The organism is Verrucomicrobiota bacterium (assembly GCA_019247695.1).
In the GTDB taxonomy this organism is placed as follows: Bacteria; Verrucomicrobiota; Verrucomicrobiia; order Chthoniobacterales; family JAFAMB01; genus JAFBAP01.
On record JAFBAP010000060.1, the window covers coordinates 1 to 12,536 of the forward strand.

The window sequence follows — 12,536 nt, forward strand, 5'->3', positions numbered from 1 at the left end:
TATAAAGGGTCTAGACACGACGGGCGGGGAGACGGTTTGATGGCCTGAAGGGCCAAAGGAACATAGCCCAGGGTTTCACCCTGGGAACGGGTTCCTCCCCCGATCGAGCCCTGAAGGGGCGGTAGAAAGCGTTGCCGTCGGGTTCTGCCGCCCCTTCAGCAAACCCAACCCGACGGGGCGGGCGTTTGTTAGGGAGGGCGTACAGGCGTGACGCCTTAGGAGGGCTCGATCGTGATTTGACGGTTACCCAGGGTAAACCCTGGGCTAGATTCTGCCGCCCCTTCGGGGCTAAAACCGGCTCGCTCGGCCGGAGCACGCAAGGCCACCGGCCACCCGCGCTGGCCGTCTCACTGGCGCAACGAGCCGCTCAACCAACTTCGAAACCGGTGTAAAACCGATTCAACCAGGTACGGAGATCCTCCGGCGCCGGCACCCCCGAGCAGGCATTCTACCGGGATATCTGTCTGGATGGTATGCGAGGCGTCCCTTTGCGTTGGGGACCTCAATTCCGCCCTTGGGATCTCTGGTGGTGGCTAGCTTTTGATGAACGCCAACAGGTCGGCATTGATCGTGTCCGCTTGCGTGGTGGGCATGCCGTGCGGGAAGTCCTTGTAGGTTTTCAGGGTCCCGTTCTTTAGCAGCTTAGCCGACAGCGGCCCGGACGCTGCATACGGCACGATTTGGTCGTCTTCGCTATGTATGACCAACACCGGGACGGTGAGCTTCTTGAGGTCTTCGGTGAAATCGGTTTGGGAAAACGCCACAATGCCATCGTAGTGCGCCTTGGCACCGCCCATCATGCCCTGCCGCCACCAATTTTGGATGACGGCCTCGGAGGCTTTCGCGTCCGGCCGGTTGTAGCCGTAGAAAGGCCCGGCCGCCACGTCGCGATAGAATTGCGAACGGTTGGCAGCCAGCTGCGCCTGAAAGCCATCAAACACCTCCTTGGGAAGGCCGAGCGGATTGGCCGCTGTCTTCACCATGAGCGGCGGCACCGCACTGATGAGCGCTGCCTTGGCAACCCGGCTTTCACCATGCCGAGCCAGATGGTGCGTCACCTCGCCACCGCCGGTGGAATGGCCGACATGGATGGCGTTATTCAGGTCGAGGTGGGCCGTAAGAGCCGCCAGGTCGTCGGCATAATGGTCCATATCGTGGCCCTCGGCGGTCTGGGTTGAGCGGCCATGGCCACGGCGGTCATGGGCGATCACGCGATAGCCCTGATGCAGGAAAAACAGCATCTGCGCGTCCCAATCATCGGCCGACAGCGGCCAGCCGTGGCTGAACACGATCGGCTGGCCCGAACCCCAGTCCTTGTAAAAGATCTCCGTGCGATCCCTGGTGGTGATAGTCGGCATATAGGCTCCAGTAGAGCACAGCTAAGCTGTTTGAGGGAGCGAAATTAAGCCTTCCGCACTGGCGTTGGGACGTTTCCGAGGCGTCAAGCTTGATCCCAACCGCGCCCCGTTTCGTTTTAGGCTGCCGCCCGTCGCACCCCGCTCAGCGCGTCCGGGGCCAGGAACGCGCACGTGGCGGCCGTCAAACGCTTGCAAGAGCTCACCGGGCGCAAAAAGACGCGCTGACACGAGGCGCTTCGGGCCGACGCCGAGTGTGCGAAACACCTCAGCGAACACGGAGTGCAAATCACCTGAGCGCGATGATTTCCGCTTTCCGCACTCCTATATCATTCAGACAGTTATCTCGGTAGAATGTGGGCTCACGGGGTGCCGGCGCCGGAGCATCCTTCGTCGCCGGTCGAATCGGCCTTAGGCCCGACGGGCCGGGAGACCTTAGCCGAGGGGAATGTCGGCTCAGCGGGTGTCGGCGCCCGAGGATGCTCCGTACTTGGGTGAATCGGTGTTTAGGCCCAACGGGCCGGTAGAACATAGCCCAGGGCTTTAGCCCTGAGCTTTACCCACATTTTTTGAGGGCAGCGCGGGGCCAGCCGTGACCGTCTTATGCCCCGAAGGGCCAAGAGAACATAGCCCAGGGCTTTACCCCCTGGATAACCGTCAAATCACGATCGAGCCCTCCTAAGGCGTCACGCCGGTACGCCCTCCCTAACAAACGCCCGCCCCGCCGGGTTGGATTTGCTGAAGGGGCGGCAGAGAGCGTTGCTCACGGGTTCTAAGTCCGGCACAGCGACCGTGTCCACCCTCGGTGCTACCGTGTAAGGCACGAAGTAACCGGCACGCGGCGCATCGTGCAGCTTCCATGAGAGATGTACGGCGAGGTCGTCTCGCGCTTTTCGGGCTTGCAGCCAGCGCCGCAAAGGTTCGGTGGACTCCATGGAGCGCCGGCCGGCCACGATGCCCTCCACGCTAATGTCCTCGTCCAAGCGTTCCCAGTGAACCCCCTCTCCGCTACCAATCAGCCGAAACCGCCCTCTCTCCTCTCCGGACGCGTGGAGCAGACGCGGATACCACCCCAACGGAACCGGCACGCTTCGGCCGTCGGCCAAGTCCACGACGGCGCCGTCCCGCGTGAGCTGCCATAACCCCTCTATTGGGAAAAAGAGCACGGCATCGACCTTGAATTCACCAACGATTTTAGACCAAGACCAGAGAGGCAACACTGATGTTAACGACCCTCCTATTAGCCGCGCTCACCGTGTTCGCCGTCTGCGCCCTCCTGCAGCGCTCGTTTATCTACTATCAACGACGCTACCCGGCCGCCGTCGTTCAGAGCGCGCTCAGCCGGGGTGTAACGGTCATAGAGTTCCAAACTTCCCAGGGCAAACAGGCCGCGTTTTTGTATCGCAGGGTAGCTTCCGGCAATCCTCCCCGGCGGCTTTGGCTCATGTTCGGCGGCAACGCGATGTTGGCGCTTGACTGGCTTGATCTGGTGCGCGAGTTCCCGGACCGATCCGCCGGCTTTCTTTTCGTTGAGTATCCGGGCTACGGGAGCTGCCAAGGGAGCCCGAACCCGACTCACATCCTGGAAACGTCCCAGGGAGCCTTCCATGCCCTTCAAGACCGAATGCATTGGAACTTTGATCCGGAGTCAATCGGCGTCGTCGGCTGGTCGCTCGGCGCCGCGGCGGCGGTGCAGTTCGCGGACAAACAATCCGTTGAGCAGGTGATCCTGGTCGCACCGTTCACGACCATGAGCGATATGGTCAAGAAAGTTGTTGGCGTGCCGCCCGGCCCGCTGTTGTTGCACCGCTTTGACAACGTCCGGGCTCTACGCCGCATTCTCGACCGGACACCCACACCCAAGGTGACAATCGTTCACGGCCGGACAGATACGCTGGTGCCCATCAGCATGGGCCGAGCGCTCGCGATGCTTGACCCTGACCGAATCCGCTTTGTGGAAATACCTGCCGCCGGCCACAACGACGTATTCTATGAAGCCCGATCTCTGATCTTCGCAGACATGGCGAGTCGATAGGCAGTCACGCCCGGCGGTGCACTTACAGAACGTGTCGTTGAATGGTGGCGCAATACCATTCAGACAGTTATTCCGGTAGAACATCGGCGCAGGAGCGGCGCCGGAGGATGCTCCGCACCTTGGATTGGTCTTACACCAATTTAGATAGCTAAATTGGTGGAATTTCGACCGGCTTTATCCCCGAAGGGGCGGCAGAACTTAGCCCCGGGGTTTACCTAGGTAACTGTCAAATAATACATCAAGCGCGGCATCCGCGTGAACGCGGTGAATCCCGGCCTGATCGGCACGCAGGTCGCCCGCGGCGGCGTCAACGGGGACGAGCAGGCGTACGCCGACATCGCCAAGCACGTTCCGATCGGCCGCGCGGGCCGGCCCGAGGAGAGCGCCTCGACGGTGCTGTGGCTTTGCAGCCCGGGGGCGACCGACGTCGTCGGGCACGCGCTCACCGTGGACGGCGGGCTAACGGTGGATTGATGGGCTAACCTCGATGACGGAAACGCGCAACCGTACCCCGATGAGGCGGTTCACCCCCGTGCATCGCGCCCGCTCCTATTGAGACTTAATCGATAGGATCATGGTCATGTTTCCCCGGAGTTTTTCAATGATCACATTTGTCAAAGCTCAATAAGCCGGGCGCAAACGGCCCCGCCGAACCATCGTTTGCGCAACCTCGGGCGAACCCGACCCAAAAAAGGACTTTCCATGAAACCCCACATCATCTGCCACATGCTCGCTTCCGTTGACGGGCGCATCGACGGCGAAGCCCTGGAAGCCGTCACCCAAGAAGGCGAGTACGAAGCCACCGCCGCGCAATTGGGCGGCGACGCCTGGCTCTGCGGCCGCACGACCATGGAGTACTTCGCTGAGGAGGACCCTTTCGTCTCCGCCTCGAACGCGCCCGCCGGGCCGCAGCCGGTCTTCGTCGCCCGCCGGGCGGACGCCTACGCCATTGCGGTGGACACGCGCGGCAAGCTGCGCTGGGCCAAGGGCAGCCTCGGCGACGACCACCTCATCTGCGTGTTGAGCGAGCAGGCACCGGCTGACTACCTGGACCTGTTGCGGGACAAAGGCGTCTCTTACGTGGTGTGCGGCGCGTCCTCGGTCGATCTGACCCGGGCGGTGGACTTGCTGGGCGAGCATTTCGGCATCCGCACGCTGCTGCTGGAAGGCGGCGGCCACATCAACGGGGCCTTCCTGCAGGCCGGTCTGGTGGACGAGCTCAGCCTGGTGTTGGTGCCCGGCATCGACGGCCGCCGTGAGGTGCCGGCCGTCTTTGACGGCGTGAACCCTGCAAGGGCGTGCGCCGTGGCGCTCAAGCTCCGGTCCGTGGAGCGGCGCGCCAAGGACGCCTTGTGGCTCCGCTACGAAGTGGCAAGAGCCTGAACGGAAGAGACAAGAAGGAAGATTGGCCGGCGTAGAGAATGGTACGGCCGGCGCCACACGAAGCCTTTTTCGACGGACGCGGCATTGGCTTCAGACGGCGATGGCCTGCGCACGCGTCGGAGAGTTTCCTTCAGGTCGCCGTCGAATTCCCCTTTTTTGATGTCCACGACCCGATACGCGCCTTCGATCATTCCCTGGTCAGGCCTCGATCTTTTCGGGCGTGCAGCCAGCGCCGCAAGGATTCGGTGGACTCCATGGAGCGCCGGCCGGCCACGACGCCCTCCACGCTAATGTCTTCGTCCAGGAGTTCCCAGTGAATCCCCTCTCCGCTACCAATCAGCCGAAACTGCCGTCTCTCGTCTCCCGACGCGTGGAGCAGACGCGGATACCACCCCAAGGGAACCGACACGCTTCGGCCGTCGGCCAAGTCCACGACCAATGCCTCCTCAGTCACCTGTGCGCGGATGGCCCGCAACGACGATTCATCGATTACCAAAGTAGTCATCCCACGCTCTCCGGAACCTCGGCTCATTTTCGGCGACGATCCTTTGAATGTCCAGGAGTTCGGCCCTGGCAAAACCGTGACTTCGGACCAGAACCACCGGATTCAGCCAGAACTTCGCACTGCTGCGCTCCGGTTCGACATGCACGTGGGGCGGTTCTCCTCCGTCGGCGGAATAGAAGAAAAACCGATAGGGTCCTACCGTCAGAATCGTCGGCACGCGGCTAACGTTGCTGGATGGGCTGCTGACCCGTCAAGAAGCGCAACAGAGGGACAGGTCAGGGGGCGCGGCCAGGAGAGGTCCTGGAGAGGCTCGAGAGCCGCTGCAGGGTAAGCGTTCGACGGTGACCACGTGAGCTGATGGGGGTGGAAGATGCTGTGGTGGTCTCCAGGTATCGGGTATGACGCATCGACTGGCTGCCGATGATCTTTTCAATTCGAGCAGCATTGTGGGCGTCGGCTACGACGCACCTAATGGAATCCTGCGGCTGCGCTACGTCGACGGCGACACCTACGACTACAGGAATCTGCCGAGCGCGGTGTTTGATGATCTTCTGGATGCCCCATCCAAGGAGCGGTTTGTGAACTGATACGTCGAGTCGTATGACTCCTACGTCCACGTGAGCTGAGTCAGGGTCGAGGTCAGTGGGATAGTGGCATGGTCAAGCGGCCTAGCCGTGGTCGAAGGCGTGCGACCAGTTCCACGGGAAAACTCCTGAGGCCAGGCAGCGCCGATCCCTCGGTACGTTCGAAGGAAGGCCCAATTGGCCGGAGCCGGTTACCGGGAGAAAACTGCCGACCAATCAGCATATTCATAAGGCACCTCTCACCGCCGGCTTCTCCCGAAGAATCGGCGGGTTCGCTTTTCTGGGGGGAACCTCTTAAGGGTGGGTGAAGCGAGCACCTCGACATGTGCCGCCGTGAGCCCGCCGGTCTCGGGAGGACGAGGATCGCGGGATCGAGCCGCCTCATACCAAAACCCGTTGTACCCGTCATCCCTGGCATGCGCAGCGGGTTCGGTTGCGAGCCGAAACGAACTGCTGGAGCACCGTCTGATTACATGCAGCGCTTGTCCGCGAAGGCATCATCCTGCCGGCGCAGATCTTAGAGGCGCTCACTTCGAAAGAGCCGTACTCGACGGCGCAAACCTTCAAGGCGCGAAGGTGAGTAATCCATACGAACTAAAGGACGTTATCGGCGACTGTAAGGGAACGCCAAGCGTCAGCCCTCAAGACGATTAGCGGGCCTACGGTCATTGGGCGCAGGCTGCCTCGGCGAAACGTGTCGATTGCCAGGGGCACGGACCTGATCGCAATGGCCGACCGCGATCGGGGCACTTCGCCAACAAGGGCCCTACCCAGATATGCACCGTGTAGGAATCGAATTTGCCACCCACTGATTAAGAGTTTTCACTGGTTGCGGCGCCCCGGTGTGCGCCGTCCTGCCCCCTCCTGCCCCTCCCAGAGCCGCAGCAGGAGCGCGTCCGTACGCCCGGCCATCAGGTCACGACTACGCACAAAACCGCAGGTTAGAGCGCAAAAAGTGGCCGAGATCAGCAACCACTCGGCCACTTTTCAAAACCGATCTCTCCGCGAGGTTGCCGCGGACGTACCGCTTTGGCAGTGCCGTTGTGCCCCGTCCCCTTTTGCCTGAGCATTTGATTCATCTATTGCACATAATTCATTTAACCTGATATCCTGAACGTAGGAAAACTTCCGATGAAACTGCTCCCGCCTGGCCAAGGCTCGCCCACGCCGCAAGACTGCACCCTGGCGCAGGCCGCTGGGCAGCGTCTCTCCCGCTTGGCGCAAGGAAAATCGCCCGTGCGGTTCCAGGTCGAAGCCGACCCGGAGGGGCCCGCAGGCGGGCGCCATCGACGCCCATGAAGCCCCACTTGGCCTCGTGCTGGTTGGAGATAATCACCTGGTGCGCGGTTCGGTGTTCATTCTGGGCGGCCCGCCGGGTGTGGGCAAGAGCCGCGCCACGGTCGCCTTGGCCGAGGCCGGCGCCACCCGCTCCGACTGGTTTGGCTTAAAGGTCCACACCCCCTTTCGCACCCTCATCGTCCAAAACGAAAACGGCCTCTATCGGCTCAAAGAGTTTGCCCAACCGAACGGGCTCGCCTTGGAAGATTACGTCCGGGTAACGCCGCCACCGCCTTACGGCCTCTGCTTCCACCGAGCCGAGTTCCGCGATCAATTGGCCGCCCAAATCGAGAGCTTCGACCCGGCCATGGTCATCATTGCCCCCTGGAGCGCTGCCGTGCGGGATGATAAAGCCCGAGAGTACCTGGAAACCTTTGACGCCCTCCGCCGCGTGATCCCGGCCGGCGATGCCGGGCCGGCCAGCGGCGTGGTGGCCCACACGCGCAAGCCGCACGTGGGCGAGCGGGCCAGCGGCCGGGCCTTGCTGAACCTGCTAGCCGGCTCGCACGTGCTGGCCTCGGTGCCGCGCTGCGTCTTTGTGTTGCAAGCGCCAGCGATGAGGTGACCGAAACCCGGGTGGTATGGACCTGCTGCAAGAACAATGACGGCGACTTGGGCCCGCGCACCGCTTGGGGGCGGCGCAACGGCCGGTTTGAACCGGTACGGGACTTCGACTGGCAGGCCTTTGACTTTCCCGAGGCCGGAAAGGAAACCGGAATCACCCCGGCGCAGGGGGCGGCGGTGTTCCAGGATGGGCAGCTGAAACTGCCCCGGTCGGTGGCCATCAAGCGGCTGCAAGAGCTCACGCGACGCAAAAAGACGCTGTGCTACGAGGCGCTCCGGACTGACGGCAAGTTTGGCGAGCACCTCAGCGAACAGGACGGGCAAATCACCTGGACGACCTGATTTCCGGTTTCCGCTTTCCGCCACCCTCAAAGCGGAGCGGAAAGCGGAAAACCCGAGGCTTCAAAACCGGCAGACGCGGCATTGGGTTCAGACGGCGATCGCCTCCGTACCGATAAACTCCGCCTCAAGGCGCGGCTCTCCATCCTCGAGCAGCATGGACGCAACCTCGCGAAGGTTCACGCGCAATTCATCGAGGGTCGCACCTTGCGAGTGGGCCCCAGGCCAGCCAGGGATATAGCCCACGAACAGGCCCGTTTCAGGATCGCGCTCCACGACGGCGGTGAACGTCCGCATGTCGCAAACTTAAAATAGCAGGCGAGCAATCGTCAACCCACGTGCCCGGTGCGCTTGCTCCCGGTCGCCGGCGGTTTTCCCTTTCCCGAACCTGCTCATTTTCGGCGACGATCTGTTCGATGTCCAAAAGTTCGGCGCCGTTGTGACCCGTCCCCTTTCGGAATACTGGAGTTTAGGGTTTTAAGATCCCGAGCCCCTTGCCCATCGTTTTTACGCTCTGCCGGGCGAAGTGCTGGTGCGATTCGGCCAACACGAGGCACTTATCCTTTGGCGTTCGATCCCCGGTCGCCGGATCCGGCGAAGCTGGTTAAATCCCGAGGGGCGCCTACCCGGGCCAGCGTGGCGAGTACCTTGACCGAGATCTTGAAGGTCTGTCCGGGCACGCCGACGCAATCCTTGAGGTGGCTGTGGTATGATATCTGCATGAGTCTCACCATTTTCATCCCGGACGACCTCGCGGCCGTCCTTGGCTCTTCACCCCAGGAGCGCGAGCAGCGAGCGCGTGAGGCTATTGCGCTCGAACTGTATCGCGAGGGCAAGATCTCACTGCGGACGATGGGTGAGCTCGCCGGTGTCGGCGGTGATTATTGGGCGGCCGAAAACTTCCGCATCCAGCACAACGTGCCCTTGAACTATTCCGCTGAGGACCTGGAAGCGGACCGCGAGGGCGCGGACAGGCTCATGGAGCCATGAGGCTGATCGTGGCGGACACTGGTCCGATTAATTACCTGATCCAAATCGGCCACGTCGATTTGCTCTTCAGACTGGCGAGGAAAACGGTCATTTCCCCCTCCGTGCAGGCCGAACTTCTCCATGACGCCGCGCCAACCGATGTACGGGCCTGGGCCACACAGCCGCCAGCGTGGGTTGAGATTCGCCGCGCCGCACGAGAGCAGCTCACCGAAGCCAAAGAGATCTCTGCCACAGACCAGGAAGTCATCGTGCTGGCAAAGGAAGTTAATGCCCCATTGCTCCTCATGGATGATCAACGGGCGCGACGGTACGCCCGTGCGTTCGGGGTGGTGACTTTCGGCACACTCGGCCTGCTTGAAGCGGCCGCGGCCTCACTTCACTTCCTGCAGCAATGGAAAAGCTTCGTCGGACATCGTTCTTCATCACGGACGAGTTGATCGAGGCTGCACTCCGGCGCGATGCGGAGCGACGCCGGTGATGGCCGACCTGAGCAGGTAAGCGTGATTGCCTCGAGACCTGCAGCGCCGTTGTGATCTGTCCTCGTTGGCAAATTTTTCTGTGGGCCTACCCTCTTGCGCCCGGGCCCGGGAGCGACCCGTGTGCAAAGGTTCGATAAGCGTAAGACCGGTTCGGCTTGAATTTCCATGCAGGCGACGGGTGCAAGCGGCGCTTCCGCAGGTCGATGCGTTTTGTAACATTACGAATTTCTCCGAGACCAAAGCGTTGACGTGTCACCACTCGCGGAGCCCGGCATTTGGGCCGCGTGAATTTCAGCGTGACTATTCGGTGACGGACACAGCGCACCGGATTGAAGTGCGCGTTAGGTCGGTGTTGTAAAACCCTCGGGCAGAAATACTTTTGGACTTGCACCGTGTAGGAATCGAACCTACAACCCAGTGATTAAGAGTTCACGGGTTCCGGCACCCCCTTGTGCGCCGTCCTGACCCCTTCTGCCCCTTCCAGAGCCGCTTCGGGAGCGCGTCCGTACCCTCGGCCATCAGGTCAGGACGGTGCACAAAACCGCAGATCAGAGCGCAAAAAGTGGCCGAGATTCACTGCCACTCGGCCACTTTTCAAAACCGATCCATCCTTGGGTCGTTGCCGACGTACGGCTGTGGCGGTGCCGTCGTGACCTCCCCTTTACCTGAGCATTTGATTCATTTATTGCACATAATTCATCTAATCTGATATTCTGAACGTAGGAAGGCTTCCTATGAAACTACTCTCGCACCGGCAATGCCCACCCACGCAACAGGACTGCACCCTCGCGCGGGCCGCCGGCCAGCAGCTGTCCCGCTTGGCACAAAAAAATCGTCCCGTGCGGTTTCAGGTCGAAGCCGACCCGGAGGGGCCCATCGAACTGCCGGCCAGCGCCCTCGCCCTGTTGGTAGAGATCCTCGAGGCCATGGCCGCTGGCCGCGGCGTCACGCTCCTTCCGGAGAAAGCCGAGCTTTCCACCGTCGAGGCGGCCGACGCGCTGAACGTCTCGCGGCCGTTCCTCATTAAGCTGCTCAACGAGGGCGCCATCCCGTACCGTAAGGTCGGCAAACACCGGCGGGTCCGCAGGGAGGACGTGATGAACTACAAAATGAAGATTGATCGTGAGCGCGAGGCCGCGCTCGACCGGCTCGTCGCGGACGCCCAGAAGCAGGACATGGGCTACGGCCGCCCATGAGTTCTGTTACGGCCCTGTTGGACGCGAATGTCCTTTACCCCGCGCCCGTTCGGGACCTGCTGATGCAGCTTGCCGCCAACGGCCTGTTCCGTGCCAAGTGGAGCGCCGATATCCACGAAGAATGGATCCGCTCGCTCCTCAAGGACCAGCCGCGCCGCAAGCGCGCGGACCTGGAGCGCACGCGTGCGCTCATGGATGCGGCCGTGAGCGATTGCCTCATCACGGGCTACCAGGCACTGGTCCCTTCGCTCTCGCTGCCCGACCCCAACGACCGTCACGTGCTGGCGGCCGCCATCGTCAGCCGCTCGACTGGTCTCACTCTACTCCATCAAAACGCCGCTGGAAGCCGTAAACGGCGAGCAAATAGCAGACAAGCAAAGAATCGGGTCCCGGAACTGACGAACAAGCAACAACCTGGAAGAATGAGACGCTAAAGGCAGAATCGAAAAGGATGCCACATCACCTTGGAAGCGCTCGAAGGTCACAACGAGACGACCACCTTTCCCTCCCGGTGCTTAGCCGCCATGTACTCGTGCGCTAACCGATATTCTTCCAAGCCGTTAAAGACCCGGCCTATATTCGGCCTGAAACTTCCTTCAGCCAGGCCACGGGCGATGAATGCCTTTGCGCGGTTGATTGCTCCCGGTTTAGGCCGCAGCCGTAATCTCCGGTTTCCGGTATAATCAAAAATCGTCAGCCCGGCATGCACCTTAACGCCACGAAGCAGGCACGTACCGAGAGGAAGCCTTGTGTCCTCGGCCTCAGCGCCCAGAGCGCCATAGGTAACGATCCGGCCGAGACGCTTCGTCGCCCAAGCGAGCTCCTCGAGCCCTGGTCCGCCGACCCCATCGTAAATGAGGTCCGCGCCGCGGCCGTCCGTGATGTCGATGATGGTATCCCGGACGTCCTCTTCGCCGACGACGATCACGTGATCGGCGCCGGCCGCGACAAGTTCGCCCCTTTTAGATTCGGACCGGGTTAGCGCGATGCTTGTGCCGCCGAGCACATTGGCAACCTCCAGCGCGGCGGTTCCGGTTGATGCCGTTGCGGCGGTCACGACCACATACTGTCCCCGTTGCAGCCCGGCGAGTTCCTTAAGCGTAAAGTACGCCAGAAACAGCTCCGTATTCACGCAAGTCGCCTCCTCCGGGCTCAACTTCGGGGGATAGGCCAGCAGCGCCCTCGCTGGATAGACGATCTTTTGCCCGTGGACACCATATTCAACCAGCGACCAAGCCGGAAAGGTAGACACCCGATCCCCCGGCTGCACGGATTTGACTTTCGAGCCGACCGATTGCACGACCCCCGCCGCATGATGGCCGATTCTTGCCGGCAGCACGGGATCTTCAAGGTAGTTGCCCTCCCGCCAAAGGAGATCGGTTCGACACAACGCGAGCGCTTCTACCAAAAGCACAACCTCATCGGCCTGGGGTGCCGGAAGCCCGATTTCGTCGATTTGCAGGACCTCCGGCCCCCCGGTCCGATGGAAGCGAATGACACGAGTGCTGGATCTCACAGGTACGGGAAGGCCGTCGCCGATTTCCGCATCCCGGCGGGGGGTCTGATGAAGTTTTCAACAGGGTTCATGGCTGCGCGGTGAAGTTCGATTTCCAGCGATGCGCACAAATCGTCGATGCATCAGGCTACCATCCCTCCTGACTGATTCTATAGTGCCTAAGAGCGTTTCTTTCTGAGTCCATCGAAGTATCCGAAGCCATGCGATCGAACCGGAATAAACCACCCATTTGGGTCGTAGCTTTACCGGGTC

The 12,536-nt window shown here is 61.6% G+C and carries 18 protein-coding genes; 11 read left to right on the forward strand and 7 right to left on the reverse strand.

The genetic code is table 11. The annotated features are described in order from the left end of the window. Window positions 1-533 precede the first annotated feature (533 nt). Window positions 534-1,358, reverse strand: a complete 825-nt coding sequence (locus JO015_06175) for an alpha/beta hydrolase (GenBank protein MBV9998685.1) — start codon at window positions 1,356-1,358, stop codon at window positions 534-536. A gap of 683 nt (window positions 1,359-2,041) precedes the next feature. Beyond that, a complete protein-coding gene (locus JO015_06180) occupies window positions 2,042-2,521 on the reverse strand; it encodes a DUF2442 domain-containing protein (protein ID MBV9998686.1) in 480 nt (159 codons plus the stop codon). A 56-nt stretch (window positions 2,522-2,577) separates the two neighbouring features. Here JO015_06180 and JO015_06185 point away from each other — a divergent pair, with 56 nt between their 5' ends. The 3 genes from JO015_06185 to JO015_06195 all read left to right on the forward strand — a co-directional run bounded on the left by JO015_06185 (window position 2,578) and on the right by JO015_06195 (window position 4,773). Then, on the forward strand, window positions 2,578-3,390 hold the full coding sequence (locus tag JO015_06185; GenBank protein MBV9998687.1) for an alpha/beta hydrolase: 813 nt from the start codon (window positions 2,578-2,580) through the stop codon (window positions 3,388-3,390). 237 nt (window positions 3,391-3,627) lie between these two features. Beyond that, window positions 3,628-3,864 carry an SDR family oxidoreductase gene (locus JO015_06190; GenBank protein ID MBV9998688.1) on the forward strand — a complete coding sequence of 79 codons (237 nt, stop codon included), beginning with the start codon at window positions 3,628-3,630 and terminating at the stop codon, window positions 3,862-3,864. Window positions 3,865-4,092: 228 nt separating this feature from the next. Then, the gene (locus JO015_06195) at window positions 4,093-4,773 is read left to right on the forward strand and encodes a RibD family protein (protein ID MBV9998689.1); all 681 of its coding nucleotides are present in this window, start codon (window positions 4,093-4,095) and stop codon (window positions 4,771-4,773) included. 187 nt (window positions 4,774-4,960) lie between these two features. Here the strand turns inward: JO015_06195 and JO015_06200 are convergent, their stop codons facing one another. Both JO015_06200 and JO015_06205 read right to left on the reverse strand, forming a co-directional pair. Beyond that, a complete protein-coding gene (locus JO015_06200) occupies window positions 4,961-5,278 on the reverse strand; it encodes a DUF2442 domain-containing protein (protein MBV9998690.1) in 318 nt (105 codons plus the stop codon). Continuing rightward, window positions 5,256-5,495 (reverse strand): DUF4160 domain-containing protein, encoded by a 240-nt coding sequence (locus JO015_06205; GenBank protein ID MBV9998691.1) that lies wholly within the window; start codon window positions 5,493-5,495, stop codon window positions 5,256-5,258. The genes JO015_06200 and JO015_06205 overlap by 23 nt, the downstream gene beginning before the upstream one ends. 181 nt (window positions 5,496-5,676) lie before the next feature. Between JO015_06205 and JO015_06210 the strand changes: the two genes are divergently transcribed. The 4 genes from JO015_06210 (at window position 5,677) to JO015_06225 (ending at window position 8,106) form a co-directional block, all read left to right on the forward strand. Beyond that, on the forward strand, window positions 5,677-5,865 hold the full coding sequence (locus tag JO015_06210) for a KTSC domain-containing protein (GenBank protein ID MBV9998692.1): 189 nt from the start codon (window positions 5,677-5,679) through the stop codon (window positions 5,863-5,865). 330 nt (window positions 5,866-6,195) lie between these two features. After that, the gene (locus tag JO015_06215) at window positions 6,196-6,516 is read left to right on the forward strand and encodes a pentapeptide repeat-containing protein (GenBank protein MBV9998693.1); all 321 of its coding nucleotides are present in this window, start codon (window positions 6,196-6,198) and stop codon (window positions 6,514-6,516) included. Between the two features lie 661 nt (window positions 6,517-7,177). Further along, window positions 7,178-7,765, forward strand: a complete 588-nt coding sequence (locus JO015_06220) for an AAA family ATPase (GenBank protein MBV9998694.1) — start codon at window positions 7,178-7,180, stop codon at window positions 7,763-7,765. Further along, window positions 7,762-8,106, forward strand: coding sequence for a hypothetical protein (locus tag JO015_06225; protein ID MBV9998695.1), 345 nt, complete (start codon window positions 7,762-7,764; stop codon window positions 8,104-8,106). Before JO015_06220 ends, JO015_06225 begins: the two co-directional genes overlap by 4 nt. Before the next feature lie 87 nt (window positions 8,107-8,193). Here JO015_06225 and JO015_06230 read toward each other — a convergent pair whose 3' ends face one another. Both JO015_06230 and JO015_06235 read right to left on the reverse strand, forming a co-directional pair. Continuing rightward, window positions 8,194-8,400 carry a type II toxin-antitoxin system HicB family antitoxin gene (locus JO015_06230; GenBank protein ID MBV9998696.1) on the reverse strand — a complete coding sequence of 69 codons (207 nt, stop codon included), beginning with the start codon at window positions 8,398-8,400 and terminating at the stop codon, window positions 8,194-8,196. Between the two features lie 260 nt (window positions 8,401-8,660). After that, complete coding sequence (locus JO015_06235; GenBank protein ID MBV9998697.1) at window positions 8,661-8,825, reverse strand: hypothetical protein; 165 nt, start codon at window positions 8,823-8,825, stop codon at window positions 8,661-8,663. Here JO015_06235 and JO015_06240 point away from each other — a divergent pair. The 4 genes from JO015_06240 (at window position 8,824) to JO015_06255 (ending at window position 11,202) form a co-directional block, all read left to right on the forward strand. Next, entirely contained in the window at window positions 8,824-9,093 is a 270-nt protein-coding gene (locus JO015_06240) for a UPF0175 family protein (GenBank protein ID MBV9998698.1), read from the forward strand. The two genes, JO015_06235 and JO015_06240, sit on opposite strands and share 2 nt — an antisense overlap. Continuing rightward, entirely contained in the window at window positions 9,090-9,530 is a 441-nt protein-coding gene (locus tag JO015_06245; protein MBV9998699.1) for a DUF3368 domain-containing protein, read from the forward strand. Before JO015_06240 ends, JO015_06245 begins: the two co-directional genes overlap by 4 nt. Window positions 9,531-10,306: 776 nt before the next feature. Then, window positions 10,307-10,768, forward strand: a complete 462-nt coding sequence (locus JO015_06250; protein MBV9998700.1) for a helix-turn-helix domain-containing protein — start codon at window positions 10,307-10,309, stop codon at window positions 10,766-10,768. Then, a complete protein-coding gene (locus JO015_06255; GenBank protein MBV9998701.1) occupies window positions 10,765-11,202 on the forward strand; it encodes a PIN domain-containing protein in 438 nt (145 codons plus the stop codon). The genes JO015_06250 and JO015_06255 overlap by 4 nt, the downstream gene beginning before the upstream one ends. 47 nt (window positions 11,203-11,249) lie before the next feature. On the opposite strand, the gene JO015_06260 is transcribed toward JO015_06255, so the two are convergent. After that, entirely contained in the window at window positions 11,250-12,284 is a 1,035-nt protein-coding gene (locus JO015_06260) for a zinc-dependent alcohol dehydrogenase family protein (protein MBV9998702.1), read from the reverse strand. Window positions 12,285-12,536 lie beyond the last annotated feature (252 nt).

Excerpts from the sequence above, each read along its gene's own strand:
- JO015_06175 (MBV9998685.1), bottom strand. The coding sequence starts at position 1,358 with ATGCCGACTATCACCACCAGGGATCGCACGGAGATCTTTTACAAGGAC.
- JO015_06185 (MBV9998687.1), top strand. The coding sequence starts at position 2,578 with ATGTTAACGACCCTCCTATTAGCCGCGCTCACCGTGTTCGCCGTCTGC.
- JO015_06195 (MBV9998689.1), top strand. The coding sequence starts at position 4,093 with ATGAAACCCCACATCATCTGCCACATGCTCGCTTCCGTTGACGGGCGC.
- JO015_06200 (MBV9998690.1), bottom strand. The coding sequence starts at position 5,278 with ATGACTACTTTGGTAATCGATGAATCGTCGTTGCGGGCCATCCGCGCA.
- JO015_06210 (MBV9998692.1), top strand. The coding sequence starts at position 5,677 with ATGACGCATCGACTGGCTGCCGATGATCTTTTCAATTCGAGCAGCATT.
- JO015_06230 (MBV9998696.1), bottom strand. The coding sequence starts at position 8,400 with ATGCGGACGTTCACCGCCGTCGTGGAGCGCGATCCTGAAACGGGCCTG.
- JO015_06240 (MBV9998698.1), top strand. The coding sequence starts at position 8,824 with ATGAGTCTCACCATTTTCATCCCGGACGACCTCGCGGCCGTCCTTGGC.
- JO015_06235 (MBV9998697.1), bottom strand. The coding sequence starts at position 8,825 with ATGCAGATATCATACCACAGCCACCTCAAGGATTGCGTCGGCGTGCCC.
- JO015_06245 (MBV9998699.1), top strand. The coding sequence starts at position 9,090 with ATGAGGCTGATCGTGGCGGACACTGGTCCGATTAATTACCTGATCCAA.
- JO015_06250 (MBV9998700.1), top strand. The coding sequence starts at position 10,307 with ATGAAACTACTCTCGCACCGGCAATGCCCACCCACGCAACAGGACTGC.
- JO015_06255 (MBV9998701.1), top strand. The coding sequence starts at position 10,765 with ATGAGTTCTGTTACGGCCCTGTTGGACGCGAATGTCCTTTACCCCGCG.